General features: G+C 69.9%; 22 protein-coding genes. 10 read left to right on the forward strand and 12 right to left on the reverse strand.

Annotated features, from left to right (window positions below; translation table 11 throughout):
• Positions 1-371 precede the first annotated feature (371 nt).
• Positions 372-560: a hypothetical protein gene (locus tag ACFW0G_RS04260; protein WP_378323276.1), complete on the forward strand. Its 189-nt coding sequence runs from the start codon at positions 372-374 to the stop codon at positions 558-560.
• Between the two features lie 113 nt (positions 561-673).
• Here ACFW0G_RS04260 and ACFW0G_RS04265 read toward each other — a convergent pair whose 3' ends face one another.
• The 7 genes from ACFW0G_RS04265 to ACFW0G_RS04295 form a co-directional block, all read right to left on the reverse strand.
• Positions 674-1876 (reverse strand): cytochrome P450, encoded by a 1203-nt coding sequence (locus ACFW0G_RS04265; protein ID WP_378323277.1) that lies wholly within the window; start codon positions 1874-1876, stop codon positions 674-676.
• Positions 1873-3066 (reverse strand): cytochrome P450, encoded by a 1194-nt coding sequence (locus ACFW0G_RS04270; RefSeq protein WP_378323278.1) that lies wholly within the window; start codon positions 3064-3066, stop codon positions 1873-1875. The genes ACFW0G_RS04265 and ACFW0G_RS04270 overlap by 4 nt, the downstream gene beginning before the upstream one ends.
• A complete protein-coding gene (locus ACFW0G_RS04275; protein WP_378323279.1) occupies positions 3060-4628 on the reverse strand; it encodes an FAD-dependent monooxygenase in 1569 nt (522 codons plus the stop codon). Before ACFW0G_RS04275 ends, ACFW0G_RS04270 begins: the two co-directional genes overlap by 7 nt.
• A gap of 9 nt (positions 4629-4637) precedes the next feature.
• A complete protein-coding gene (locus ACFW0G_RS04280) occupies positions 4638-7712 on the reverse strand; it encodes a ferritin-like domain-containing protein (RefSeq protein WP_378323280.1) in 3075 nt (1024 codons plus the stop codon).
• Entirely contained in the window at positions 7709-9310 is a 1602-nt protein-coding gene (locus tag ACFW0G_RS04285) for a flavin monoamine oxidase family protein (RefSeq protein WP_378323282.1), read from the reverse strand. The genes ACFW0G_RS04280 and ACFW0G_RS04285 overlap by 4 nt, the downstream gene beginning before the upstream one ends.
• Before the next feature lie 40 nt (positions 9311-9350).
• Positions 9351-9614 (reverse strand): hypothetical protein, encoded by a 264-nt coding sequence (locus tag ACFW0G_RS04290; protein ID WP_378323283.1) that lies wholly within the window; start codon positions 9612-9614, stop codon positions 9351-9353.
• A gap of 120 nt (positions 9615-9734) precedes the next feature.
• Entirely contained in the window at positions 9735-11273 is a 1539-nt protein-coding gene (locus ACFW0G_RS04295) for an MFS transporter (protein ID WP_378323284.1), read from the reverse strand.
• Between the two features lie 182 nt (positions 11274-11455).
• Between ACFW0G_RS04295 and ACFW0G_RS04300 the strand changes: the two genes are divergently transcribed.
• Positions 11456-11827: a YciI family protein gene (locus ACFW0G_RS04300; RefSeq protein ID WP_378323285.1), complete on the forward strand. Its 372-nt coding sequence runs from the start codon at positions 11456-11458 to the stop codon at positions 11825-11827.
• A 245-nt stretch (positions 11828-12072) separates the two neighbouring features.
• A complete protein-coding gene (locus ACFW0G_RS04305) occupies positions 12073-13284 on the forward strand; it encodes an MFS transporter (protein WP_378323286.1) in 1212 nt (403 codons plus the stop codon).
• Positions 13285-13300: 16 nt separating this feature from the next.
• On the opposite strand, the gene ACFW0G_RS04310 is transcribed toward ACFW0G_RS04305, so the two are convergent.
• Positions 13301-13681 (reverse strand): VOC family protein, encoded by a 381-nt coding sequence (locus ACFW0G_RS04310; protein ID WP_378323287.1) that lies wholly within the window; start codon positions 13679-13681, stop codon positions 13301-13303.
• 179 nt (positions 13682-13860) lie between these two features.
• Between ACFW0G_RS04310 and ACFW0G_RS04315 the strand changes: the two genes are divergently transcribed.
• The 7 genes from ACFW0G_RS04315 to ACFW0G_RS04345 all read left to right on the forward strand — a co-directional run bounded on the left by ACFW0G_RS04315 (position 13861) and on the right by ACFW0G_RS04345 (position 20929).
• Complete coding sequence (locus tag ACFW0G_RS04315) at positions 13861-15033, forward strand: sensor histidine kinase (protein ID WP_378323288.1); 1173 nt, start codon at positions 13861-13863, stop codon at positions 15031-15033.
• Between the two features lie 32 nt (positions 15034-15065).
• The gene (locus ACFW0G_RS04320; protein WP_378323290.1) at positions 15066-15737 is read left to right on the forward strand and encodes a response regulator; all 672 of its coding nucleotides are present in this window, start codon (positions 15066-15068) and stop codon (positions 15735-15737) included.
• Between the two features lie 80 nt (positions 15738-15817).
• The gene (locus ACFW0G_RS04325; protein WP_378323291.1) at positions 15818-16951 is read left to right on the forward strand and encodes a phosphatidylserine/phosphatidylglycerophosphate/cardiolipin synthase family protein; all 1134 of its coding nucleotides are present in this window, start codon (positions 15818-15820) and stop codon (positions 16949-16951) included.
• Between the two features lie 78 nt (positions 16952-17029).
• The gene (locus ACFW0G_RS04330; RefSeq protein ID WP_378323292.1) at positions 17030-18286 is read left to right on the forward strand and encodes an oxygenase MpaB family protein; all 1257 of its coding nucleotides are present in this window, start codon (positions 17030-17032) and stop codon (positions 18284-18286) included.
• 89 nt (positions 18287-18375) lie between these two features.
• A complete protein-coding gene (locus ACFW0G_RS04335) occupies positions 18376-19323 on the forward strand; it encodes an SAM-dependent methyltransferase (protein WP_378323293.1) in 948 nt (315 codons plus the stop codon).
• A 23-nt stretch (positions 19324-19346) separates the two neighbouring features.
• Complete coding sequence (locus ACFW0G_RS04340) at positions 19347-19670, forward strand: YciI family protein (RefSeq protein ID WP_378323294.1); 324 nt, start codon at positions 19347-19349, stop codon at positions 19668-19670.
• Positions 19667-20929, forward strand: coding sequence for an RNA polymerase sigma factor (locus ACFW0G_RS04345; RefSeq protein ID WP_378323295.1), 1263 nt, complete (start codon positions 19667-19669; stop codon positions 20927-20929). The genes ACFW0G_RS04340 and ACFW0G_RS04345 overlap by 4 nt, the downstream gene beginning before the upstream one ends.
• A 60-nt stretch (positions 20930-20989) precedes the next feature.
• On the opposite strand, the gene ACFW0G_RS04350 is transcribed toward ACFW0G_RS04345, so the two are convergent.
• The 4 genes from ACFW0G_RS04350 to ACFW0G_RS04365 form a co-directional block, all read right to left on the reverse strand.
• Positions 20990-22408 carry a peptidase S8 gene (locus ACFW0G_RS04350; protein ID WP_378323296.1) on the reverse strand — a complete coding sequence of 473 codons (1419 nt, stop codon included), beginning with the start codon at positions 22406-22408 and terminating at the stop codon, positions 20990-20992.
• A gap of 125 nt (positions 22409-22533) precedes the next feature.
• Positions 22534-23130 carry a hypothetical protein gene (locus ACFW0G_RS04355; RefSeq protein ID WP_378323297.1) on the reverse strand — a complete coding sequence of 199 codons (597 nt, stop codon included), beginning with the start codon at positions 23128-23130 and terminating at the stop codon, positions 22534-22536.
• Positions 23127-24470, reverse strand: a complete 1344-nt coding sequence (locus ACFW0G_RS04360) for a hypothetical protein (RefSeq protein ID WP_378323298.1) — start codon at positions 24468-24470, stop codon at positions 23127-23129. Before ACFW0G_RS04360 ends, ACFW0G_RS04355 begins: the two co-directional genes overlap by 4 nt.
• Positions 24467-25267: an ABC transporter ATP-binding protein gene (locus ACFW0G_RS04365; RefSeq protein ID WP_378323300.1), complete on the reverse strand. Its 801-nt coding sequence runs from the start codon at positions 25265-25267 to the stop codon at positions 24467-24469. The genes ACFW0G_RS04360 and ACFW0G_RS04365 overlap by 4 nt, the downstream gene beginning before the upstream one ends.
• Between the last annotated feature and the right edge of the window lie 183 nt (positions 25268-25450).

Raw genomic sequence — 25450 nt, forward strand, 5'->3', positions numbered from 1 at the left:
ATCACTGGAACGGTGATTTCACCTGCCCGGCGACGGGTGCTGTTTCCGGCCGAAGAGCCGGCGTACAACGATTCAGCTGACTGACGTTGTGCGGTGGTGCTCACGCACCACGAATAACAATTCATCAACGGAGGATGGCAAAGATGCGAATCAAATATCGCGCGGTGGGCGCATGCACAGGAGCCTTGTTGATGGTCGGGCTTCCTCTCGCTTCGGCCGGCGCTGCGGAGCCGTCATCGGCGATCTCGACGAATTCCGCGGCGTCTGCGCCCTCGAAGGCAACTCCGACCGTTGTCCCGCATGCGGATGCCCTGTCGCCTCGGGTTGACTGCTGGACCACATTCGTACCACCGTCACCGCAGGGTGGTGCCATGGATCATTTCTACAAGAACTGCAACGGATACGCCATTACGGTGACGACCGGATACCAGAACAGTGCTGGTCAGATCACGGTCTTCGGGGGAGGAAATGTCGTCACGGTTCCCGCACAGGGAACAGCGACATGGCAGTACAAGGCCACCGAAAGAAACGTTCGGTACTCCACGATCATCGTTCGGTGAATTTCGCGGGTCAGAGCGGTCGGCGGTAGGGGGCGGCCTGCTCTCGGGTGGAGGGTGAACCTCGGTGTCGCCCTCCACCCGTCGACCGCGCCGAAATCCCGGAACCGATGGCTTCAGCGGCTGAGCCGCACCGGCAGGGTGGCGAGTCTCCGGCTGAGGAGATCGCTCTGCCAGTCCGGTGGCGCGTCCGGATCGGCGAGCCGCGCGTCCGGGAAACGGTCGAGGAACGCCGCGATCGCCGTCCGGGCCTCCAGCCTGGCCAGCCCGGCGCCGACGCAGTAGTGCGCCCCGAGCCCGAACGTGACGTGGTCGATCGGGTCCCGGTCCGGCCGGAACTCGCCGGGATCGGGATGGACACGCGGGTCGTGGCCGACAGTGGCGAGGTTGACCAGCACCGGCGCACCGGCCGGAATGTCCACATCGGACAGGGTGCCCGCGCGGGTGGCGAACCGCCAGGTGGCCAGCGGGAACGGCGGATGCAGCCGGAGCGTTTCCTCCACGATCGCGTCCACGTCGGCCGTCCGCCGCGGTACCCGAAGCAGTTCGTAGAGCGCCGAGGAGAGCAGGCTCGCGGTCGATTCATGCCCCGGCAGCACCAGGCTCGGGATCCACGCCTTGACCTCGGTCAGGCTGGCTCGCGGCGGATCCGTCCTGGTCAGGGCGAGCAGATCGGTGATCAGCCCGGCGCCGATCCGGTCCGGCCACCGGTCGATCAGCTCGCCGATGGTGCCGTACAGCCGGCCGCGGCCCCGATCCCGCACGGCCGCGCTGCCGCCGTAGAAGATGTCCTCACTCGCCGCGCGGATCGTCGCGTGCAGCTCCCGGGGCAGGCCGAGCAGGACACAGATGATGTCGAGCGGCAGGGGGTACGCCAACCCGGCGACCAGATCGACCGGTTTGCCGCCCTGCTCCGCCAGAACATCGAGCAGCTGGGCGGTCACCGAGGCCACGGTCGGTTCCCACGACCGCACCCGTGCCGGGCTCAGCGCGAGCAGATGCAGTTTGCGCAGCCGCAGGTGTTCCGCGCCCTCGCTGGTCACGATGTCGGACGCCACCGAGGTCTCCGCCGAACCGATGAGCCCGCTCTCGTCGACGAAATAGGGCGGCGCGTGGCGTCCCTCCTTGCTGAACGATTCGGTGTCGCGCAGCACCTCGCACACCAGCTCGGGCTCGGACACGATCCAGGCATGGCCGTCGCCGTGCGGAATCCGCACCACCGGGCCCTGCCTGGACAGCTCGAGCAGCGCACGCACCAGATCGTGGGCGCCCCTGGCGAGCGAAAGCCGGACGATCGGCGCGGACTTCGGGTTCGTCATCGGATCTCCAGCGTCAGCCGCCGCGGCCCGTGGAAGACCAGGTCGTCGGCGTACGGGACGGGCTCGCCGGTCAGCTCGAACCCGGGCAGGCCGGCGAGCAGGGCGGCCAGCCCGATCTCGGCCTCGGTCCGCGCCAGCGCGGCGCCGAGGCAGTAGTGGATACCGAAGCCGAAACCGGTGTGCCTGCCGCCGGTTCGGTTCAGCCGCAGCAGATCCGGGTCCGGGAACCGCAGCGGATCACGGTTCGCCGAGCCGAGCGCGAGCAGCACCTTGTCGCCGCGCCGGATGTCGCGCCCGCGGAGCACCACGTCCCGGTACGCCCAGCGCGTCACGAACTGCACCGGGCAGTCGTACCGGATCAGCTCGTCGACCATGTCCGGCAGGAACTCGGGATGCGCGCGCAGCCATCGCAGCAGGTCCGGATGGGCCAGCAGCGCCAGCACCGATTTGCCGATCAGGTTCGTGGTGGTCTCGTGTCCCGCGGTCAGCAGGTGGACGCAGGTGGCCACGACCTCCGTCTCGGTCAGTTCCGGGTTCGTGGCCAGCAGCGTGATCAGATCCCGCTGTTCCCCGCCACGCCGGGACCGCGCCGCCCGCGCGAAGTACTCGGCGAGCCGCTGTGCGGCGTCGTCCGCCCTCACATAGCCGTCCGGCAGCCTGCGGGCTCGTGCCGACGTGGCCTCCTCCAGCTCCAGCGCGCATGCGCGGAACCAGGTGCGATGGTCCTCCGGAACGCCGAGCAGTTCGGAGACGACCAGGATCGGCAGGGGCGCGGCGAAGTCGCCGATCAGCTCCACCACCGGCTTGTCCCGAATGGACAGCAGAAGATCCCAGGTGAGTTCCCGGATACGGCCGCGGAGATCCTGCACGACGTCGAGCGAGAACTCCCTGGCGAGCAGCGTGCGGAGCCTGCCGTGCCGCGGCGGGTCGAGGAACACCAGCCAGTTCTCCACGATGGCCCGCAGGGTTTCGTGACGTTCCGGCACGATCGGCGCGCCGTCCACCGAACGCCTGCCGAAGTCCCGGCTGGACAGCACGGACACCACGTCGTCGTACCGGAACACGTACCAGGCATCGCTGTGGTGCACCGGATCGTGGTCCCGGTATCGCCGGTAGGCGGGGTAGGGATTCGCCAGCCGCTCCCCCGTCCAGCCGGTGAAGCCGAAGGGAGGCAAGGGATCCGTCACCATCTCGCGCCCCGGACCCGATCGGCGAGCGCGGCGGGATCGGCAGGCAGCGCGGTACCGCGCCACGCGACGTGCCCGTCCGGGCGGACGAGGACGAACGGACGCTCGTACAGCGCGGCGACCGCCGGGTCGGCGCAGCGGGACACGGCCAGCGGGACGCGGCGCTCGGCGAACGCGCGCTCGAACCCGGACAGCCGGTCCGATCCGGCGAAGTGCAGCAACGTGAAACCCGCCCCGAAGAGGTCCAAAGTGGACACCCCGGGAGCGAGCCAGGCGTGCGGAGCGCGCGAGCCCGGCAGTGTGGTCTGCCGCCATTGCCCGTCCGCCGGCGGTTCCCCGTCGGGCACCACGAGCGGCGAGGTGTACCGGTATCCGAAGTGGACCTTCGGCGCGTCGAACTCGTGGCGGACACCGCTGTGCTCCAGGCGTCGCGCCATCTCCGCCCTGGCGCGCTCGCCCTCGGGCGTGTCCTGGTCCAGCTCGGCAGGCAGCTCCCTGGCCATGGTGCGGCGCAGGTTGACCCGGGCCTCCTCCAGACTGTCGACCGCGACGGGACGCCGTTCGTCGTGGTAGCTGTCCAGCAGCCGCGGACCCGCCCAGCCGCCGAGCTCGGCCGCGAGCTTCCAGCCCAGATCCGCGGCCCCGCAGATCCCGGTGCTCATCCCGAATCCGCCGGAGGGCGACAGCGTGTGCGCCGCGTCGCCGACCAGGAAGACCCTGCCCGCGCGGAAGCGATCGGCGACCCGGTGGGTCAGGTGCCATTCGCCGTCGGACAGCGTCTCCACCGGGGTGTCGACCGCGATCGCGCTGGTGACCAGCGAAGACGCGTCGAGATCGGTCTCCCCGGAGACGACCAGGTTGTACAGGTCCCGGCCGTCGAGACAGCGCAACGGGAAACGCAGCGCCGAGGACCGCAGCAGGAAGTACACCATGGCGTTGCGCGGCCCGAGCTGCTCACGCAGCCGGGGTGCGCGGAACAGGATGTTGCGGAACACCTGGGTCTCGTACCGCGACGGCGCGTCGATCCCGCAGGCCGTGCGTACCCGCGAAGACGCGCCGTCGCAGGCGACCATGAACCGCGTCTCGATCCGCAGCGGTGTCTCGGTCGCGAGATCGGTGACGGCGGCGAGCACGCGGTCGTCGTCCTGCGAGAACCCGTCGAGACGGCACCGCGTCCGCACCGGGCCCGCTTCCCGCATGAGCAGCGGGGTCAGCCAGTGCGCCGGGCAGATCTGGTCCGGTTCCGGGGTGTGCGCGGGCAACGGACGGCCGTCCGCGGTGCCCCGGTCCAGCCGGTAGATCTCGTGCCCGCCGACCCTGGTCACCCAGGCGATGTCCAGCGGGTAGTCGCCCGGCCAGCCCGCGGCCCGGATCTTCTTCGCCACACCCCAGCGGCGGAACAGTTCCATCGACCGCGGGCCGACGGTGCTCACCTTCGGATGGGACACCTTGCCGTCGCTCGCCTCGACGAGGACGACCGACACGCCCCGGTACCTCAGGTCAAGGGCCAGTGCGAGGCCGACCGGACCGCCGCCCACGATCAGCACATCGGTCTGCAGCGCCACGTCTCCTCCTCAGACCACGAATCGCTTCGAGGTCCGGAACCGCTCGGCGAGGAATTCCAGCGTCTCCGCCGTGCTTTCCGGTACCAGTTCGCAGGCGCGGGCGGCCGACGCGAGATGCCGGAACCGCAGCGTGATGGCGCGCATCGCGACGTCCGGACGGGCCGTGTAGCCCGGGGGCTCCTCGAGTTCGAACGACGGCCCGGCGGTCCGCCCCCGCCTGCCCGAGGGCATCGTGACCAGCAGTTCGCCCAGCGGCCGCAGCACCCCGGTCATCACCTCGATCGCCATGTTCATCACCTCGGACCGGCGCAGGCTGGAGTCCGGCCGCTGGCCGAAGTGCTGGACCATGAGCTGCAGCATCATGAAGTAGGCCCGGTTGAACAGCACCAGGACCTCCCTGGCCCGCGGATCGGTGATCTGCTCCTTCGCCGGGTCGTCGTCGTGCAGGCTCGGGTTGCGCACCACTGGATACGCCGGGCTCCACGGGGCGCGGCGGCCGCGCGAGTTCGTCACCTGCTCGGTCATCAGCAGCTCGGACATCTTCAGGAACGTGTCGAAATGGGCCGGTTCCCCGGTTTCCGTCCCGCGGAGCACGCCGCCTTCGCCCTGCTCGGTGAGCACGTCGATCGCGAACAACGCGCTGGACAGGTCGTCCACCTCCAGCTGGTAGTCGGGATACACCTCGTTGATCGACTCCCGCAGGAACAGGTGGTGCTCGCCGCCGCCACGTCCCTTGTCCACCAGGAAGAGCCCCGGAACCCGGGACAGGCCTTCCCGGATGCTCGCGTAGAGCTCGCTGAGTGAGCCGTACGGGTGCCGGGGACCTCGCGCGTCGTCGCCCCGGATGTCGCCGCGCCGGATCTCCCCGGCCAGGCCCGCGGGCTGCTCGATCGCGATGAACCGCTGGACGCTGCCGATCCCGAACGGCTCGAGGGAGAAATCCAGTGGCACCGGCAGTTCGTTGTTGATCGTCCCGAAATCGATGGACGGAACGTAGAACGTCTCGCCGGTGGCCATGATGATGTTGTTGACCAGCAGGAAGTGGATCATCTCTTCGCGCGCCACGGTGAGCAGGGCGCCGCGCATCCCGTCGTCACGGTCCTCGCCGCCGCGGCCACACGCGAGCCGCAGCTGTTCGGGCGTCCATTCACCACGGCGCACGTACTCGGTGCCCGCGCCGTAGGCCGGGATGGAAAACGCGGCGTACAGGTATTGCAGCATCACCGCCAGTTCGATCGACGCGCCGTGCCGCAACGCGGTGAGCAGCGCGCGGCGCGTGGTGATCTTCGGCCCGGACCGCTCGGCCGCCGGAACGATCAGGGGCACCTCGCCCGCCTTCTGCCCGGCACGGAGGAACTTCAGCAGCAGCCGCGCCTTCGGTTCGGTCAGATCCCTGGTCGGCGGCATGTAGTAGGTCTTCGCCTTGTTCGCCGGATCGGACATCTGCCAGATGAGATCGGCGTAGGTCCGCACCCGGCACCGGTCAGCGAGACTGAACACCTCGTCCGCCATGAAGGAGGAGAGCAGTTCGTACGGCGCGAAGATCTCCCGGTACACCAGGTCGTAGTCGACCTCGTCCTCGGACAGGTCGTCGAGCCGCCAGTCGTCGGGCAGCACGCGCACGGACAGCCCGCCCGCGCCCGCCCAGTAGCCGAGGACATCGTCGTTGTCGTAGCAGACCGCGGCAGAACCCGGCTGCTCCGGATCCGACGGTACGTCGTCGGCGTGCGCCGACAGTCCGAGCCGGGCAGAGCCGGCCCGCGCGCCCCGGACGGTGAACCAGCCGAGTCCCTGCGGATCGGTACGCAGCGAACAACTCGACGACCAGTGCCCCGGTTCGTCCAGCCGCCCTGGCCGCAACCGCAGGATGTCGACGGCGGCGGAAGCCGTGTCCGGGGCGCACGCCACCGGGTCGCGTGGCAGCGCGCGGGGATTGAAGAACTGCCGGACCTGGACCGTGTCCACCGCGCCGGGTCGGCCACGGACGAACGACCGCACCGGCACCTCGACGTCCTGGCCTGCGTCCGCGTCGTTCCTCGGATGTTCCACGAACAGGCAGGCGTCGTCGACCTGGAGGGTGATCTCGCGCTCGGTGCAGAGCACCTCACCGTCCTCATCGGACAGACACAGCGCGGCCGTGCCGGGCTGGGCGACCACTTCGGCCGAGACCAGGCAGCCGGACTTCCCCGGCGCGGGCAACCGGGCGACGAGCCGGTCGTCCGTAGTACGCAGCTGGAGCGCCCCCGCCTCGGGCAGGCCGACCAGATTGACCGTGGCGTGGTCTTCGGTGACCGCGACGGTGAGCGGAGACCACCCCGGCTGGCGCGGGACGAGCAACCGCCCGGCCGGGCAGGTCCGTGGCTCCCAGTCCCTCCAAGGGGCGATCGTCCCGGCCAGCGCCCACCGGGTCGGCGAATCCGGGGCGGGCACCACCGGGTCACTCAGCCCGAACTGGACCACCAGGCCGTCGAACCCCGAACCCTCCACAGTGGACCGGAGCGCGGTGACGGCGGGCGATTTCGCCGCGTCGTCGAGCCAGCTCAGACCGTCGGCCCGCCGGACCACGAACTGGTACACCGTCGACCTGCCCCGCCGATGCCAGCGCGGCGGGCAGAACCCGCTCACCTCGCCGGTGCACAGGTACCCCACGTCGTGGGACCGGCCCTCCCTGCCGAAACAGAACTGGCCGACCATCAGCGTGGTGGTCCACGCCGACGACGGGTCGAGGTCGAACACCCTGGCCCGGTTGAACGTGGTCGCGAGGTACGGGTTGTAGTGCCCCCACAGGTCGACCGCACGCCCGGCGACCGGATCCGTGCGAGCGATCACCCCGGCTTCCGGTTCGGCACCGGTGATCCGCGCGTCGATGAAGAAATGGCCGTTGCCGCCGAAGTTGGTGCCCTTGACGCCGCGTCGCTCGAGGTAGTCGTGGTACTCGCCGACCGGCTGGTCCGCCGGATACGGTCCCTCCTCGGTGAGCGCGGTGTTCGTGGCCAGGTCGAGCAGTCCGCCGCGCGGTCCGGTCGGCAGCCTCGTCGTCGCCACGCCCGCGAAATGCAGACGCGGCAGGTCGAACACGCTCATCGGTGGTCCCCTTTCGCCGCCGCACCACCGACCGGCATCAGCCGTGCTCGTGGCCGGTGGAAATGGATCTCGCCGACCGCGTTGATCGCCGACTCGATCGCGCCCTCGATCCACGCCGTGGTCGACGAGCAGTGCTCACCGGCGAAGAACAGCCGGTGCTCCGGCCGGGCCGCGCGGACGCGTTCCCGCTCGCATTCGTCCGCGTCCTTACCCCAGCGCACCGCGGCGGCACCCTCGCTCCACCTGTGCTGTCCCCAGGCGAGGCTCGCCGCGTCCACCACCATGTCCGGGCGCAGCAGTTCGGGATGCATGCGGCCGAGTTCGGTGAGCACGGCGGCATGCCGCACCGCGGCGGGCATCCGGCCGAGCACGTCCGCGTCGTCGCCGATCGTGTAACTGGCGAGCAGCGCGGCCCCGTTCGCCGGATCGCCCTCGACCGGCGGGTAGTAGGTCTGCCGGATCCGGCCGCCGCCGAACGACGCGCCGCCGGTGATCCCGTGCCGTTCCCAGAACGCTTCCCGGCAGCGAAAGGCGACCTTCGTCGCCGACCAGTACTTCATCTCGTGGATCGCGGCGAGCTTGCTCGCGCTGAAGCCGCTCAACGCGAACCGGCGCAGGACCGGGAACGGGATGGTGCACAGCACGTAGTCGCACCGCCGGGTGTCAAGGCGGTCGCCCTCCCGGATGTCGATCAGGACGTCGTCGTCCCTGACGTGCAGCCCGACGACCTCCTGGCCGAGGCTGACCGGCCCCTGGATCCGCTCGGCCAGCCGCCGGGTGAACTGGTCCATCCCGCCTTCCAGACGGACCAGCTCCGGGCTGATCTCGCACAGGATGTCGTCGACGAACCGGTTGAGCTCCCCGTTCCGGCCTGGCCGGACCTCGGGATGCGCGGCGAAGAACGCGGAGAGATCGACCTGGTTCTTGGCTCTGCCGCGCAGGAACGGGCTCAGATCGATCCGATCGACCTGGTCGAGCAGTTCCAGGCTGAACTCCTCCCGCAGCCCGCCCCGGAAGTCGCGCGGGGCGATCGCGGTGCCGACCGCCATCAGCCAGGCACCGAACAGGATGGTGTGGTCGCGGTAGCGATGCTCGGCCAGGCTGTGGCGGAACTCGTCCACCAGCGTGGTGGCCGCGTCCCCGACCCGGACGTAGCCGTCGCCGGTGGTGTAGTAGGTCTCGTCCTCCGAGAACAGCGTGCTGAAGTCGCGGACCTTGTCGGTCAGGCCGAGCTTGGTGATGTAGGCCATCGCGAGCCGGTGCTTGGTCGGAACGCGCATGGCCCCCAGCTCGACCAGCGGAGCGGCGGGGCCCGCCCGAAACCGGTGGGTGCGTACCCGCCCGCCGACGCGGCCGCTGCCTTCCAGGATCTCGACGTGATGTCCCAGGTCTTCCAGCTCGCACGCCGCGACCAGCCCGGCGACCCCGGCGCCGATAATGGTGACCTTCTTGGTGGTGGATGTCGAAAAACGATCTCGCTCGGAAATGATGTTCGACATTTCGGTGACCCCCTGAGCCGAATCCAGTCGACACGTTACCGCGCTACTTCGCTCGCGTCTCCCCCTTATTTCCAACCTCGGATGCGGGCATTCGCACAAAGATCCTCCGGGCCGGAACCCTGCACGCCAGCAAGGAGATTCAGGCGGTCAATCCAGGGATTCCGGGTCGATTTTTCCGCCGATATTTCGGCTTCGCACGGGTAGCGACTTCCGGTTTTCCGGGCTGCGCGCCACGGTAGCCGGTCGTCGTCGGTGGGGTGTGCGCCAACGGATCCCGGGGGCATTGCGCCATCTGGCCGAGGTCTCCGTTCGCGCCCGCGGATACGCGCTCCGTGACCTCGAGTGCGATCTTCGCCGTGTCCGGCGGTGATTTCTTTTCGTCACGAGCAACGAGAATGAACATATCGGCCTCGTTCTTCCTTTCACCTGCGGCTCCGCATCCGCCTCGGCTTCCGGAAGGGCGCACCGGGCTTTTCGTGCCATATCGACCTGTTTGTCGATTCGGGCGGCGATTTCGCCGGGCTCATGCGGCCGCGGGCTGGATCTCGGCCCGGGAATCCGTGGCGGTCCCCGTCGAACGGGCTTTCACGACAAGTACGGCAAGCGCGCTGAACAGCACCGCGGCGACGACACCGACGACGTTCAAGCCGCTGGTGAAGGCGTCCTTCGCGGTGCGCAGGAGCTCGGCGGCTTCCGCGGGCGGGAGTTGCTCAGCCACGGCGGTGGCCCCGGCGAGGGTCTCCCCCGCGACCGTCGGCACACCCGCCGCGACGACGTCGGTCATCCGGCCGCTGTAGACGCTCGCCCCGAGGACCCCGAGCAGCGCCAAGCCCAGTGACCCGCCGAAATAGTTGCCTGTCTCGGACATGGACGCCGCCGAACCCGCCCGCTCGACCGGCACGGAGCCCACGACCAGCCCGGTACCGAGGGCGAACAGCGGGCCGGTGCCCAGCGCGAGGACGGCGATGCCGACCATGACCAGCGGCAGCCCGTGCACACTGTCGGCCAGGATCAGCAGGACCGAACCCAGCACGGACACCGCGAGCCCGGCGGCGATCGCGGTCGACGGCTTCAGCCACCGTGTCAGGCCGGGCGCGGCCATCGTGCCCACGGCGACCGCCAGCCCCATCGGCGCGAACAGCACGGCCGAGGCGAGCGGCGAGAAGCCCAGCACACTCTGCAGGTACTGGGTCACCATCAGGCCCGTCCCCGCCATCGCGACACCCGCGAGCACCAACGCGACCAGGACGGCCGCGAACGGCCGGTTGCGGAAGAGCCGCAGGTCCAGCAGCGGCGTCTCGAGCTTGAGCTGACGCCGGACGAACACGGCGCCCACCGCCAGGCCGACCACGATCGTCCCGAGCGGCACGGCAAGGTCGTGCGGGCCCTCGACGGTCAGCCGCTTGAGACCGTAGACCGTCAGCAGCACCGCCACCAGCGACAGCCCCACGCTCGCGAGGTCCAGCCGCCCTGGCGCCGGAGCGCGGTACTCGGGCAGCACCATCGGGCCGACGATCAGCAGCAGCACCATCACCGGGACCGCGATCAGGAACACCGAGCCCCACCAGAAGTACTGCAGCAGGAACCCGGCGAGGACCGGGCCGAGCGCGCCACCGGCGAACTGGCTGGTCGCCCACACCGCGATCGCCTTGCCGCGCTGCCGTTCGTCGCGGAACATGCTGCTGATCAGCGCGAGCGTCGACGGCGTCAGGGTGGCGCCCGCGATCCCCAGCAGCCCCCGCATGATGATCAGCATCTGCGGATTCGGCGACCACGCCGCCGCGATCGACACGGCCGCGAAGGCCGCCGCGCCGATCAGCAGCAGGCGACGGCGGCCGATCCGGTCGCCGAGGGTGCCCATGGTGATCACGAATCCGGCGACCAGAAAGCCGTAGCTGTCGGTGATCCAGAGTTGCTGGGTGCTGTCGGCGCCCAGGTCCGCGCTCACGCGCGGGAGCGCAAGGAACAGCGCGGTCATGTCCATCGCCACCACCAGCGTCGGCAGGACCAGCACCAGCAGTCCCAGCCATTCGCGCCGGCCGGCCGCTCGCGTGTTGCTCATCTCGGCTTCCTCACTCCGTCGGGTACCTTCACCGCCTGGTCGTGGCCGCCGCCGCGTTCTTGACATCGGGCCGTGCGAAAGTCGGGCGGAAATTTCCCGCAGGGGGATGTCAAGGCCGTGCCCGCGGCTTCGACCACTGAGCGAAAGGCCAGACGGCCACCGAGAACTACCAAGGAGTAGTCATGCAGTTCCTGCTGATCATGCACATGAACCCCGCCGTGTGGAACGCGCTGACCGAGGAGGAGCGCACCGAGGTCATGGAGGGGCACGGCGCGTTCATGGACACGATCAAGAACTCCGGCGAGATGATCACGACCCAGGCGCTGGCCGATCCCTCGCAGAGCGCGGTCGTCCGTGTCCGCGGCGGGCAGCCGGTCGTCACCGACGGCCCCTACCTGGAGGCGAAGGAGTACCTCGGCGGCTTCTACCTGATCGAGTGCGCGAACAAGGAGCGCGCACTCGAACTCGCGGCGATGATTCCCGACGCGAAGGTCGAGGGCCTGGGCATCGAGGTCCGCGAGGTCGTCTTCTCCGATGGAGCCGCGACGAGCTGAGCCTGGGCGCCGCCGGATGCGCTGAAGGCCTCCTTCACAGCGTTGACCTCAGACGAACGGCCGCGGGCACACGTGTCCACAGAGGACTCAGTGCCGGTAAGGCCACCTTACGGGCGTCAGACGCCTGCAAGGTGGCCTTACCGGCACTTCGCCATGCCGCGAATCCCCGAAAACTCTTCGCGAGAAAGGGAAGGATCCGGTTAATGTGAGGCCGACCCGGCTTTCGGATCTGGACTGGAGGGGCATTGCGGGCGCAGATCGCCGACGGCCCGTTGCTCCGGACCCCGGCCTTCCGCTGGTTCTTCACCGGACGGCTCGTCTCGCTGCTGGGCAGTTCGATGGCGCCGGTCGCGTTGTCCTTCGCGGTGCTGGAGGCGTCGAACAGCGCGGGCGACATGGGCGCGGTGCTCGCGGCCAACACCATTCCGCTCATCGTGTTCACGCTGGCGGGCGGCGTGGTCGGCGACCGGTTCTCGCGACGGCTCGTGCTCCTGGTCTCGAATCTCGGCGCCGGGCTTTCGCAGGCTGTCGTGGCGTTCCTGCTCGTGGCGGGCCCGTATCACCTCTGGACGCTGATCCTGCTGGAGGCGGTCAACGGCACGCTCACCGCGTTCACCACGCCCGCGCTGCGCGGGATCGTGCCCGATCTGGTCGGCCCTTCCCGGCTCCAGAAGGCCAACTCCCTGCTCGGATCGGTGCGCAACGCGACCAAGATCCTCGGGCCCGCGGCCGCCGGGACGATGGTCGCCACGGCGGGCGGCGGATGGGCGATCGCCATCGACGCGGCGACCTACTTCTTCGCGGCGGCCTGTCTCGCCCGGCTGTCGCTGGACACCCCGCCACCGTCCGGCAGACGCAGCCCGCTCGCCGATCTCCGGGATGGCTGGGCCGAATTCCGGTCCCGGACCTGGGTGTGGCTGACCGTCGCCTGCTTCGGCTTCGTCAACTTCCTGCAGGTGGGGATCTGGCGGGTCCTCGGGCCGCTGATCGCCAGGGACACCATCGGCGAAACGGCCTGGGGCGCGGTGCTGGGTGCCAACGCGGCCGGTGTGCTCGTCATGTCGGTCGCGATGTACCGGATCGTGCTGCGAAGCCTGCTGCCCATCGGACAGCTGTGCGTCGTCGCGCTCGCGTTCCCGCTGATCGCGCTCGGCCTGCACGCGAACTTTCCGTGGCTCGCGGGCGTCGCGTTCGTCGCGGGACTGGGCAGCGGGGTGTACGGCATCGCGTGGGAAACCTCGCTGCAGGAACATGTTCCCCGCGAAATGCTGTCGCGGATCTCCTCCTACGACAACCTGGGCTCGTTCGTCGCGATCCCGGCGGGCCAGCTGGCGGCGGCGCCGTTCGCCGCGGCGTTCGGTGCCCCGCACGTCGCGCTGGCCGGGGGCATCGTGTGCGTGGTTCTGCTCCTCGTCCCGCTCACCACGAAGTCGGTCCGCGGTCTTCGGCACGGCTGAGCGGCGCCGCCGGGGATCAGCGGTAGTTGCTGATCTCGATGAGGTTGCCGTCGGGATCGCGGACGTAGACGCTGAGGATGGGCCCGGTCGCGCCGGTCCGTTCGACCGGGCCCTCCTCGATGGCGATCCCGTGTTCCTCGAACGCGGTGACGACCTGATCGAGCGGGTCGGCCGCGACGAAACACAGGTCGGCGCTACCCGGGGTGGGTCGGGCGGCCTTCGGCTCGAACTCGTGACCGGCCTCGTGCAGGTTGATCTTGCTGGTGCCGAACGTCAGTGCCTTGCGGCCGCCGCGGAAGGTGACGACCTCCATGCCGAGCGCCCGGGTGTAGAAGTCGATCGTGGCCTGGAGGTCGGCCACCGTGAGGACCAGGTGGTCCAGCCGGTCGATGCGCATGCCGCCGGAGTTCCTTTCGCTTTCAAGGGAAGGATGTCGACATCCTCCACCAGCGTCCGTCTGCGCGCGGTCCGAGGCGGGCACACGGTGATCACGAACACCGGGTCAACCTCGGTGATAGGCGAACTACCCCGCCGGTACGACGCCGATCGAGGGTGCGGCTGGCTAGGCTCCGACGGGTGCGCGGCGACGACGGGAACCTGATGCGCCGGGTCGGCCGCACGCCGCGCTGGGCGGTCGACGTCGTGGTCGCCGTCCTGGTGTTCCTGATGATGAGCCTGGTGGGCGGCGGCTTCCGCGAACAACCCTGGCGCTGGTTCGACCTCTGGGCCTATCTGCTGACCGCGGGCGTCTGCCTTCCGCTGGCGGCACGTCGCTGGGCACCGGTGCCGGTCCTGCTGGTGTCCTCGGCCGCCTACCTGCTGTACCTGTCGCGCGGCTACCTGCCGGGATTGCATCTGTGGGGGCCGGTTCTCGCCGTGTACAGCCTGGCGGCCGTGACGTCGCTCCGCATGAGCCTCGCCGGAATGCTGGTGACCGCGCCGGTGCTCTACGCCGGGGCGGTCGCGCTGAAGATTCCCCCGGTGGCCGGAATCGCGCAGTCGCTGGTGGTCTGCGGTGTCGCGGTGCTGCTGGGCGGGCTCTCGCGCCAGCTGACGGAACGCAACCGGCAGCTGGCCGAGGCGACCGACGCGCTACGCCAGGAACACGACCGGCGGATCGAACGGATGATGACCGAGGAACGCCTCCGCATCGCGCGGGAACTGCACGACGTCATCGCCCACCATCTGTCGGTGATCTCGATGCAGGCGGGCCTCGCCGGGTACGTGTTCGACGCCGATCCGCCGACCGCCCGTGCCGCCGTCCGAACGGTCGGTGAGGTGAGCAGGGAGACGCTGGACGATCTGCGCCGGGTGCTCGACCTGCTGCGGGTTTCCCCGGTGGGAACGGCCGACTTCACCTCCGCGCCCGGCCTGGCCCAGCTGCCCGAACTGGTCAGCCGGGTCGAGACAACGGGACCGGCGGTCGAGCTCCGGGTCAGCGGGGCGCTGGACGAGCTGCCGTCGGGCCTGCAGCTCACGGTCTACCGCGTGGTCCAGGAGGCACTGACCAACGTCGTGAACCATGCCGGCCCGGTCCGCACGGTCGTCGATGTCCGCCGGGAGCCGCACCGGATCGTCGCGACGGTGTCCAATGACGCGCCGTCGGCCGAACCGGCCACGCCCGGCGGTGTCAGCGGCTACGGTTTACCGGGGATGCGCGAGCGTGCCAAGATTTTCGGCGGGCGGGTGACGGCCGGTCCCCGCCCTGATGGGGGTTTCGCAGTCGAGCTGGTGCTTCCGGTGTCCTGAGGAAGCGCCGGTTCGCTCGGGGGAAAGAATCCATGACCACAGTCCTTGTCGTCGACGATCAGCCGCTGGTCCGTGCCGGGCTCACCGCGTTGCTGACCGCGGCACCCGGGTTCGAGGTCGTCGGCGAGGCCGGGGACGGTGTGCGGGCGGTGGAGTGCGCGCGAGAGAAGCGCCCCGACGTCGTCCTGATGGACATCCGGATGCCGGTGGCCGACGGCGTGACCGCGACCCGGCTCATCGTGGGCAGTGACCTCGAACCGATGCCCCGCATCCTCATCCTGACCACGTTCGACCTCGACGAGTACGTGTACGAAGCGCTCCAGGCCGGCGCGTCCGGATTCCTGCTCAAGGAAGCCGAACCGGCGAGCCTGCTCGCCGCCATCGGCGCGGTGGCCGCCGGGGACATGCTCTTCGCGCCGACCGTCACGCGACGGCTCATCGACGCCTTCGTCGACCGTTACCGGCCGCCCGCGCCGCCTGCCGAGCAGGCCGTCCGGCTCGCGCCGCTCACCACCCGGGAGCGCGAGGTCCTCAGCCTGGTCGCCACCGGTGGCACCAACGGCGACATCGCGCGGCGGCTCATGATCACCGAGGGCACGGTCAAGACGCACCTCAGCCGCGTCATGGCGAAACTCGATCTCACCAGCCGCGCGCAGGCCGTCGTCGTCGCCTACGAAACGGGACTGGTCAACGCGGCGAAGTAGCGTCGCCTACTCCTGAGGTTTACCCCGCCTCTGCCGACAGTGGGACGACGACGGCGGATTCCTTTCCTATCTTCGGAAAGATGTCCGAAAACAGAACACGAACGAGAGCGGCGGCTGCCCTGATCGGGCTGCTCGCCTTGGTGGGCACGCTACTGTCCACACCGGCCGCTTCCGCCGCGGTGTCTTCCGGCGCGGTCTTCAACAACCCCACCGTTCCGGCCCAGCAGCGCACGATCGTCGACCACCTGCGGTCCCTGATCAAGGGCGCGGCGGCGGGATCCAGCATCCACATGGCCATCTACCACTTCGACGACGCCGCCGTGGCCGCCGATCTCGTCGCGGCCAAGAACCGCGGCGTCGACGTCCGCGTGGTGCTCGACTACTCCGACTCGACGACCGGCCCGTCCACCACCTTGAAGAACGCGCTGGGCGGCAAGCTCACGGTGTGCACGAAGGACGCCGCCTGCATCGGCAGCAAGGGCACGCCGATCATGCACAACAAGTTCTTCCTGTTCTCCGACACCTCCGGCAGCAAGAACGTCGTCGTGCAGGCCTCGGCCAACCTGAACGCGGGCAACACCACCAAGCTGTGGAACAACGCGGTGACGATCGTCGGGAACACCGGGCTGTACAACGGCTATGTCAGCTATTTCGACGACCTCGCCGCGAAGCGCAAGACGACCGACTACTACCGGACGGTGTCGGCCGGGAACACCAAGGCGTACTTCTTCCCGCGCGCGGGCACCGACGAGCAGACCGACACGATCTACAACATGCTCGACGACAACGTCGCCTGCGAGGGCAACACCTCGACCGGGACCGAGACCGGGCGGACCATCATCCGGATCGCCATGTGGTCGTTCAGCCGGGACGACATCGCCCGCAAGCTGCGTCAGCTCGCCGACCGGAAGTGCTGGGTCGAGGTCGTCTACACCACCCTCGACGCTGGCAGCAGGGGGCATCTCGCCGGGCACGACCGGATCAAGCTGTACCAGATCTCCGGGCAGCACGAGGTGCACTCGAAGTACATGCTGATCGAGGGCACCTACGCCGGGCAGAAGGACACCAAGTGGGTCATGACCGGCAGCCACAACTACACCAACGCGGCCCTGCGCGAGAATGACGAAGCGCTGTTGCGGGTCGAATCCAACCCGATCCACGACCAGTACCGGGCCAACTTCCGGACGCTGCGCGACGCGGCCACCCCGGCCTGATCCGCGACCCCACCAGTTGACAACGGCCGTTGTCAACTGGTGGAATCGGCGCCGGAGACGCCGATTCCGGAGGACGCCGTGCCGACCACCGAACCGCGGACACCGACCGCCTTCCGTGCCGGGCAGGCACGCGAGCGCGGTCCGCACGCGCGGATCCGGCGGGTCGTCAAAGCCTTGACCGGCACGGATCTGTTTCCCTCCCCCGCGATCACGGACGCGTTCGCCGCCGGACTGTCCACAGGGGACCCGATCGCCGAACGCTTCGTGCGGGAGACCTATCACGGCGGACTCGGCGCCCGGAAGTCCCGCGAACTGCTGGAGCGGGCACTGACGTCGTCGATCGACGACGTCCCCGAAGCACCGGAATCCATGCGGGCGTTGTTCGAGGATTTCGAGCGCCTGCCCGGCTGGGTCGACCCGGGCCTCGTCGAGGAGGGCGCCGCGGTGTGGCGGCGCTGGGGCTACGCACTGGGCGCGGTCGGCAACGCCGGAACCATGGACACCTACACCGAGGCGGCGCTCGCCCTGCCGCTGTCGCTGTCCGGCGGTTACGCGGGCAGCCGGGCGCTGCACCGGTATCTGGAGACCACGCACTGGTGGATCGAGGTGTGCCGGCCCGGCGCGATCCTGACCCCGGGGTCGCTCGCGCGCGAGATCTCGCTCAAGGTCAGGGTGATGCACGTCAGCGTACGGGCCCGCGTCGCCGAGCATCCGGAATGGGAGCGCGAGCGCTGGGGGCTGCCGATCAGCCAGTCGCACATGCTGCTGACGCTGCTCGGCGGCAGTATCGCGCCCGCGTTCGCGCTGCATGTCGTCGGGCACGTCACCACGCCCCGCGAAATGCGCGCGGTCCTGCATTTCAACCGGTACTGCGGCCATCTCGCCGGCGTCCGCGCCGACGGATACTTCCCCGAAACCGCACTGGAAGCCTGGCGCATCCTGTTCCTCTGCGACGCCGCGCGTGCCCATGATTCCGGGGCGCTCGGCCGGGAACTCGTGGAATCGTTCGTGCCCTCGTTCGCGCCGCTCCCCCGGCATCGCGGGTTCCAGAAACTCCGCGCTGCCTACCATTTCCGCGTTCAGGCGGGCTACAGCGGACTGTTCATGCTGCCCTGGCACCGCCGCCGCTACCGGATGCCCTCGCCGTTGCCGGGGATCGTCTTCCTGCTGCTGCGCGCCCCGCTGATCCTCACGCTCGAACTGCTGCGCCGCCTCAGCCCGCGTGTCGATCGCTGGTGGCAGACGTGGTCACTGCGGGGCTGGGACCGGTGGTACCGCTGGCAATCCGCGGGACGCGCGGCGGAGTTCGACGCCGCCCGCGAGCTGCGCCGCTGACCATAGCCGCGAAGTGGCTTCGCGCGCAGGCCGATTCGTCTACTGTCGGGCGTGCGTCGGCAGAATCCCCCGGAAAGACAGGGCAGCACATGACTTCCACCCGGCACGACGGCGACACCTGGGGCCTGGCGTCCAGCGTCGGGGCGACCGCCACCATGGCCGCGATGACCCGGGCGATCGCGACTCGCGCGGACCGCCGGCTCATCGAGGACCCGTTCGCCGAGCCACTCGTCCGGGCGGTCGGCGTCGACGTCCTCACCCGGCTGGCGACCGGCGAGCTGCCGCCCGACGACCTGGTCGGGCAGCTGGCGATCGACGGGGCCAAGGTCCGCACCAAGTTCTACGACGAGTTCTTCCTCGACGCGGCGAACGCGGGCATCACGCAGGCCGTGATCCTGGCCGCGGGACTGGACTCCCGCGCGTACCGGCTGCCCTGGCCTGCCGGGACCGTGGTGTACGAGGTCGACCAGCCACAGGTCGTCGAGTTCAAGACCCGCACACTGGCCGGGCTGGGCGCCGCGCCCACCGCCGACCGGCGCGTGGCCGCCGCCGATCTGCGCGACGACTGGCCCGCCGCACTGCGCACCGCCGGATTCGACCCGGCCCTGCCGACCGCGTGGAGCGCCGAAGGACTGCTGGGCTACCTGCCACCCGACGCACAGGACCACTTGCTGGACACCATCACCGAGCTCAGCGCGCCGGGCAGCCGGGTGGCCACCGAAAGCAGGCCCAACCCGAAACCGGGCGACGACGACAGGACGAAGGAAGGCCTGCGGCGCATCTCCGAACGCTGGCGCGCACACTGTTTCGATCTCGACCACGCGAGGCTGCGCTATTTCGGCGAACGCAACGAAGCGGCCCCCTACCTCGCCGACCGCGGCTGGGCGCTCACCGTGATCGGCAACCGGGACCTGTTCGCCGCCGGCGGCCTGCTGTCCCTCGAGGACGACGACCTGCGCATGGGCGACGTCGTCTACGTCAGCGGCACCCTGGGGGACCGCGATCATGAAGCCGGCCATCGAACCACGCTGTCTTGACACCCACAGGAGATGATCTTCGAATGCAGTACCTGGTTTCCGTGATCGACGACAAGAGCGATCCCGGCAGCACGGACAGGCAGCCCGCCATCAGCGCGTTCAACGAACGGCTGATCGCCGGGGGCTACTGGGTTTTCGCGGGCGGGCTCGCGGACACCGACGCGGCCACGGTCATCGACAACCGGGGTGAGCGGCCGGTGTTCAGCGACGGGCCTTTCGTGGAGTCGAAGGAATACCTCGCCGGTGTCTGGGTGTGGGAGGCCCCCGACCTGGACGTGGCGCTCAAGCTCGCCACCGAGGCGTCGAAGATCTGCGATCGGAAGATCGAGGTGCGGCCATTCCGGTGAGCGGCGTCGATGCGGCGATCACCCGGGCCCATCACGACGAGTGGGCACGGGTGGTGGCCGCCCTCACCAGGCGCTTCGGTGATCTCGACATCGCCGAGGATGCGGCCGCGGAGGCGTTCGCGACCGCCGTCGAGCGGTGGCCGTCCGACGGTGTGCCCCCGAACCCCGGCGCCTGGCTGACCACCACCGCCAACCGCAAGGCCATCGACCGGATCCGGCGCGAGAACAAGCGCGACGACAAGCAAAAGGCGGCTCAGGCAGCGTATGACGACACCCCGCCGGAGCCTCTCGGCGCCATCGACGACGACCGGCTCCGGCTGATCTTCACCTGCTGTCACCCGGCGCTGGCAATGGAAACTCGCGTGGCGTTGACACTGCGCATGGTCGGCGGTCTGACCGTCCCCGAGATCGCCCGCGCGTTCCTCGTGGCCGAAAGTGCCATGGGGCAACGGATCACCCGCGCGAAGGCCAAGATCAAGGCGGCTCGCATCCCGTATCGCGTGCCGTCCGCCGAGGATCTCCCGGCCCGCGTCTCCGGGGTGCTCACCGTCCTCTTCCTCGTCTTCAACGAGGGCTACCTGGCGACCGGTCCCGGGACCGATCCGGTCCGTCACGATCTGACCGCCGAGGCGATCCGGCTCACCCGGCTGATCCGTGCCCTCCTGCCGGACGACGGTGAGGTGGCCGGGCTGCTGGCGCTGATGCTCCTCATCGAAGCCCGCCGCCCCGCCCGGGTCTCGGCAGGCGGCGAACTGGTCGCCCTCGACGAACAGGACCGTGAAGCCTGGGACGCGGCGCTGATCGCCGAGGGGCACCGGCTGGTGCGCGAGCGCCTGGCCGCTGCCGCCGCCGGGGCGGCTCCGGGCCGCTACCAGATTCTCGCGGCCATCAACGCCGTGCACACCTCCGCCCGCGACATCCGCAACACCGACTGGTCGCAGGTCCTCGCCCTCTACGACCAGCTCGTCCGCGTCGATCCCTCGCCGACCGTCGCCCTCAACCGGGCCGTGGCGGTCGCCGAGCTCGACGGCCCGGAGGTGGCGCTGGCGGACGTCGACCGCGTCGAGCACGAGCTGGGCGGTTACCACGCCTACCACGCCACCCGCGCCGACCTGCTGCGCAGACTGGGGCGCGACGAGGAATCGTGCGCGGCCTACGACAAAGCCATCGAGCTGGCGGGCAACACCGCCGAGATCGCCTCTCTGATCCGCCGCCGCGACCAACTGCGCTTGCGAGACGCGGCGGCGCGGGACCGATGAGGCCGAAGACGGCTTACGAGTCCTCGAGCGCGGCAAGGAAGGCTCATCGCAGCGCGTGGTTCAGAAGGCGCCGAGACCGTTCGGGACGCCGAGCCCAGTCGGCCCGTCCCAGCCCGTACCGCCCAGGCACAGTTCCTTCGCGACCTTGCACGCGGCGGCACCGTCCTGAGCGTTGCCGCCACCCGCGACGTCCTGGATTGTCCCCGCGGGCGCCCGGTAGAGCGTGTTGGGACCGTCGACGGCGGCCAGGTGACCGCCCCGCGCGTGCAGCCCGGCGAGGTACGGCGCCGCGGCGCTCGTGCCGCCGGCGGTGAGCCAGCCACCGCCGGTACCGGAATGCGGCGTGTACGAGTCGTAGACCGCGACGCCCGTCAGCGGATCGGCGTCGGCCGAGATGTCGGCGACCGCGCGGTGGTTCCCGCAGTGCACCGAAACCGAGGCGGGCTGCCCGATCGCGGGCGGCAGGCCCGGCGCGCACCCGCTCCCGGCGCCGACCCACTTGGGTTCCTTGGCGCCCTTGGGCACGAACTTCCCGCCCCACGCGGACATCGTGACGGCCCCGTGGTCACCGGTCTTGAGACTGACCCCGCCCGCGGCCGTCACCCACGGCAGCTGGGCGGGCCACAACTGCTTGTCCCCGTTGTAGCCCTTGTCGCCCGAGGACGCGACGACAGCCATCCCGGGATGGTGCAGTGCCTTCGCCGGGGCGCCGGTGCCGACGTACTCGGCCTGCAACCCGGTCGGCAGACCGTAGCTCATGCTCACCGCACCGGCGCCGAGCTTCGCCGCGTGGGTGACCGCACTGCCGAAATCGTCGGCGAGCGCGGCGGGCAGGCCCAGCGCCGCCGCGCTGAGCAGGCGCCCGATGTCGAGCGGGATCTGCACCATCACCAGTTTGCAGGTAGGGCACGCGGCGCTGGCCATGTCGATGTCCAGCGCGGTCTCCGCGGCGTAACTCTCCTCGACCTGCGCGTAGCCGGGGGACGGCCGCAGCGGTGGGCCACCCTTGAAGTCGGTGACCGTGAGGCAGCCGTTCGCGGTGTCGCACTTCGGTAGTCCGTACTGGGCGCGGTATTTGCCGAGGTCGGCTTCCAGCGCCGGATACGCCCCGACGCCGACGATCGCAACGGTGGCGGCGCGGCCGGTGGTCAGCGGCGGGAGACGGTACGCCGCGTTCAGCTCGGCGGGCCCGTATCCGGCAGGCGCCGACGTGGTCAACGGGCCCGCCTCCGCCCGGCCCGAGCCGACCAGCTGGGCGTGACAGCCGAGGTCGATCGTCCGACCGTCCACTTCGGCCTGACAGATGTCGTGGACACCGTGGGAGGAGCCCAAGGTTCCCGCACGCAGTGACGCGGCGATTTCCTGGCTTTTCGGTAGTGCGGCGGAGACCGGTCCGGCCGTGAGCGTCACGACCGGACCGACCACCATCGCGGCGGCGAGTGCGATGCTTCGGCGGGTCTTCCCTGCTGTGCCCGTCATGCGCTCCCTCGTGGTCCGCGGACTGTGATCACCCGATCAAGTGAGCGCGGTTCTGCTGCCGAGAACGTCCATTTCCGGAGCGTATAAGGACTTTCGCCAGGCGGCAAAAGCAACGCCGTCGCGTACTACTGACGAGTGCGTACTCGTTTGCTCCCGAACACGGCGTGCACGACGAGGCCGGCGACGGCGAGCACCACGGCGGTGACCGTGGCCGCGGTGGTGCCGTCGGGCTGGAACGGCCACGAGAACACCTGCTGCGAAACGGATTTCTCTTTGCTGGAGAAGAACACCGCCATCGCGACGATAGCCTGCGTCGTGGGCAGTACCCACCCCAGTTGCGCACCGAAGAGCGTCACGCCGAGCGCCGTGAGCCCGGTCAACCCGGCCGCCGCGCGCAGCACCGTTTCGGTCGAGCCGAGTGGATTGTCACTCGCCTGTGTAACCAGTACCAGAAGTGCCGACACGACGCCGATCGCAACGACGTGCGCCGCGCGCCGGGGTGGCCACGCGATCGCGGCGGTCCGGTCCAGGTCCGGGTCGGCACTTCCCAGACTCGCCGCTGCCGCCGACGTGCACAGCGCGACGGCCAGCACGCCGAAGAGCTGCGCCAGCGCGGAGTTCGTCACGACGTTGAGTCCCCAGAAGACGCATACCGCGACCAGGATCGCACCACCGGCGGCGGGGACACGGCGAGAGCGCAGGTAAAGCGTCAGCCATCTCATCGGGCACCGCCGTGGGCGAGGATGTCCACCAGATCACCTTCGCAGGACAGGCTCGCCACCCGGAACGCGCTGACCCGCCTCAGCTGTTCGTCGGCCGGAAGAGCGTGCAGCGTGGGCCATTCCTGCTTGGCGAGCGACCCGAAGGTGGTGAGCGGCTTCCCGACCAGCATCGCGGCCGCGAGATCCCGTGCGTCGCGCGCCCGGTGATATCGCTCCAGCTCCACCCCGTTCGCCATCGAGGGAAGGTAGTCACACTGCGTGGTCCCGGCACCCCGGAGAAGCTCGATCGTCAGTTCCTCCCCGGCCTTTTTCGGATGTGACTGGTCGTCCAGGTCGTAGGACCACAGCTGGATGAGGTCCACATCGGACGGCTGGGGTTTCACCGGCCGGTCCAGGAGCTTGTCCCGCGGGCTCTCCGCGACCGAGGCCGGCGCGGCGGCCAGCGGTGCCAGCAACCGCAGCGCGTCCCTGGCGGGGCCGGTGAGGTCGCCGAGCGCGTTGGCGTGGGCCTTGGTGACGCAGACGCGGGGCGCGTCGGAGGTGCAGACCGGTTCGGCCGCCGCCGCGTCGGCGACATACCGCGTGTCCTGCGTCGCCGGGATCAACGGCAGTGCCACCGCGAGGCCGGCCGCGATCGGCAGCACGGCCAGGAGCCGCCGACGTCCGGGAGCCGTGGCCAGCACGATGCCCGCGACCGCCACCGCCGCGAACCAGATCACCTGGGCGATGGTGACCCGCGGCGCCGGCACGGTGAACGTGTCGACGAGGCCGTTCAGCTCCGGTCCCAGCAGGACCTCCTTGCCGGTGCCGTTGACCCGCAAGGCGATCAGGCCCATGAGGGCGCCGACGGTGAGCACCGGCGCGGTGAGCGTCGAGGGCAGCAGCGTGCCGATCCCCAGCCCGAGCCAGCTCGCCGCGACCAGCGCCAGCGCACCCACCAACGGGATCGGCAGCCAGCCGAGATGGTGGTAGGTGGCGTTGCCGACGACCTGGACAGCGCCGACGGCGAGCACCACCAGATAGCCCGCCACGACCGCGATCGCCATCGCGCCGGAGACGGGCAGGAACCGCTGCCAGGCCGGGCGGGAGACGGTCGAGGTCAGCTCGCTCATCCCGGACCGGCGTTCCCGGCGTCCCTGCCAGGCACCCGCGCCGAGGGCCACCGGGACCAGGAATTCGAGGCTGTAGCGCTGCATGCCGGAGAACGTCGTCCACTGGGCGAAGGTCGGGCCCTCGCGGAACATCAGCTGCACCACTGCGACACCGAGGCCCAGCACCACGACCGCGGTCAGCGGCGCGATCGACCGGCGCAGTTCGATACCGAGTACTCGCGCGCTCACCAGCCCGTTCCCTTCGTGCTCGTGCGGCGGGCCAGCAACGCCGAATAGCCTCGCTCGGTCGGGCTGTCGCCGACGTCGTCCGCACCACCGGCCGCGGCCAGGTCCGCGGCGCTGCCCTGCCACACCAGGCGTCCGGACTCGATGAGCACGACGTCGGTGCACGCGGCGGCGACATCCTCGACGAGATGCGTCGAGACGACGACGCAGGTGTCGTCGGCCAGTTCCCGCAGCAGGGCCCGGAATTCGACCCGCTGTGCCGGGTCGAGGCCGACAGTCGGTTCGTCGAGCAGCAACAGGTCCGGGCTGTTGACGATCGCCTGCGCGATCCCCGCGCGGCGCAGCATGCCTCCCGACAGCGTCTTCATCCGGTCCCCTGCGCGATCGGCGAGCCCGACCATCTCGATGGCCCGCTGCACCGCGGCCGGAATGTCCACCTTGGACATCTCCTTCAGCCAGGCCAGGTACGTGACGAACTCGCGTACGGTGAACTGCCGGTAGAAGCCGAAGTCCTGCGGGAGGTACCCGATCCTCCGGCGGGTCTCGCGCATGTCCCGGCCGGCGGGCCTGCCGAGCAGTTCCAGCGTTCCGGCGGCGGGCGGCAGCACGGTCGCGAGCGACCTGATCAGCGTCGTCTTGCCCGCGCCGTTCGGCCCCAGCAGGCCGTGGACGCCGTTGCCCAACGCGAGGTCCAGCCCGTCGACCGCCATCCGGCGGCCCGCCCTGACCTTCAGTCCGGTGGCGGTGACCGCCCTGGCATATTCCGTGGGCGCCGTTTCCGCCGTACTGACCATACGCATTGGTCACTCCTCGAGTTTCGCCTGCCGGATCCCCTCCGGCATCGAGCAAGACGTGGGCGATGGCCGCATCGGTTCTCGGGCCGGAGTGGCCTGCGTCACTCCGGGGTGGTGGGGGCGGGGGGGCCAGCGGGCGCGCCTGAGCACAGACGCGCACGGCGAGCGGCGCCACCAGAACGCCACCCC

The sequence above is a fragment of the Amycolatopsis sp. NPDC058986 genome, from assembly GCF_042741125.1.
Classification (GTDB): domain Bacteria; phylum Actinomycetota; class Actinomycetes; order Mycobacteriales; family Pseudonocardiaceae; genus Amycolatopsis.

Bases quoted from the DNA above. Each gene is read 5' to 3' on its own strand.
- ACFW0G_RS04325 (WP_378323291.1), top strand. From the start codon at position 15,818: ATGTCCGAAAACAGAACACGAACGAGAGCGGCGGCTGCCCTGATCGGG.
- ACFW0G_RS04365 (WP_378323300.1), bottom strand. From the start codon at position 25,267: ATGCGTATGGTCAGTACGGCGGAAACGGCGCCCACGGAATATGCCAGG.
- ACFW0G_RS04260 (WP_378323276.1), top strand. From the start codon at position 372: ATGGATCATTTCTACAAGAACTGCAACGGATACGCCATTACGGTGACG.
- ACFW0G_RS04320 (WP_378323290.1), top strand. From the start codon at position 15,066: ATGACCACAGTCCTTGTCGTCGACGATCAGCCGCTGGTCCGTGCCGGG.
- ACFW0G_RS04270 (WP_378323278.1), bottom strand. From the start codon at position 3,066: ATGGTGACGGATCCCTTGCCTCCCTTCGGCTTCACCGGCTGGACGGGG.
- ACFW0G_RS04340 (WP_378323294.1), top strand. From the start codon at position 19,347: ATGCAGTACCTGGTTTCCGTGATCGACGACAAGAGCGATCCCGGCAGC.
- ACFW0G_RS04280 (WP_378323280.1), bottom strand. From the start codon at position 7,712: ATGAGCGTGTTCGACCTGCCGCGTCTGCATTTCGCGGGCGTGGCGACG.
- ACFW0G_RS04295 (WP_378323284.1), bottom strand. From the start codon at position 11,273: ATGAGCAACACGCGAGCGGCCGGCCGGCGCGAATGGCTGGGACTGCTG.
- ACFW0G_RS04350 (WP_378323296.1), bottom strand. From the start codon at position 22,408: ATGACGGGCACAGCAGGGAAGACCCGCCGAAGCATCGCACTCGCCGCC.
- ACFW0G_RS04335 (WP_378323293.1), top strand. From the start codon at position 18,376: ATGACTTCCACCCGGCACGACGGCGACACCTGGGGCCTGGCGTCCAGC.
- ACFW0G_RS04290 (WP_378323283.1), bottom strand. From the start codon at position 9,614: ATGTTCATTCTCGTTGCTCGTGACGAAAAGAAATCACCGCCGGACACG.
- ACFW0G_RS04355 (WP_378323297.1), bottom strand. From the start codon at position 23,130: ATGAGATGGCTGACGCTTTACCTGCGCTCTCGCCGTGTCCCCGCCGCC.
- ACFW0G_RS04310 (WP_378323287.1), bottom strand. From the start codon at position 13,681: ATGCGCATCGACCGGCTGGACCACCTGGTCCTCACGGTGGCCGACCTC.
- ACFW0G_RS04300 (WP_378323285.1), top strand. From the start codon at position 11,456: ATGCAGTTCCTGCTGATCATGCACATGAACCCCGCCGTGTGGAACGCG.
- ACFW0G_RS04265 (WP_378323277.1), bottom strand. From the start codon at position 1,876: ATGACGAACCCGAAGTCCGCGCCGATCGTCCGGCTTTCGCTCGCCAGG.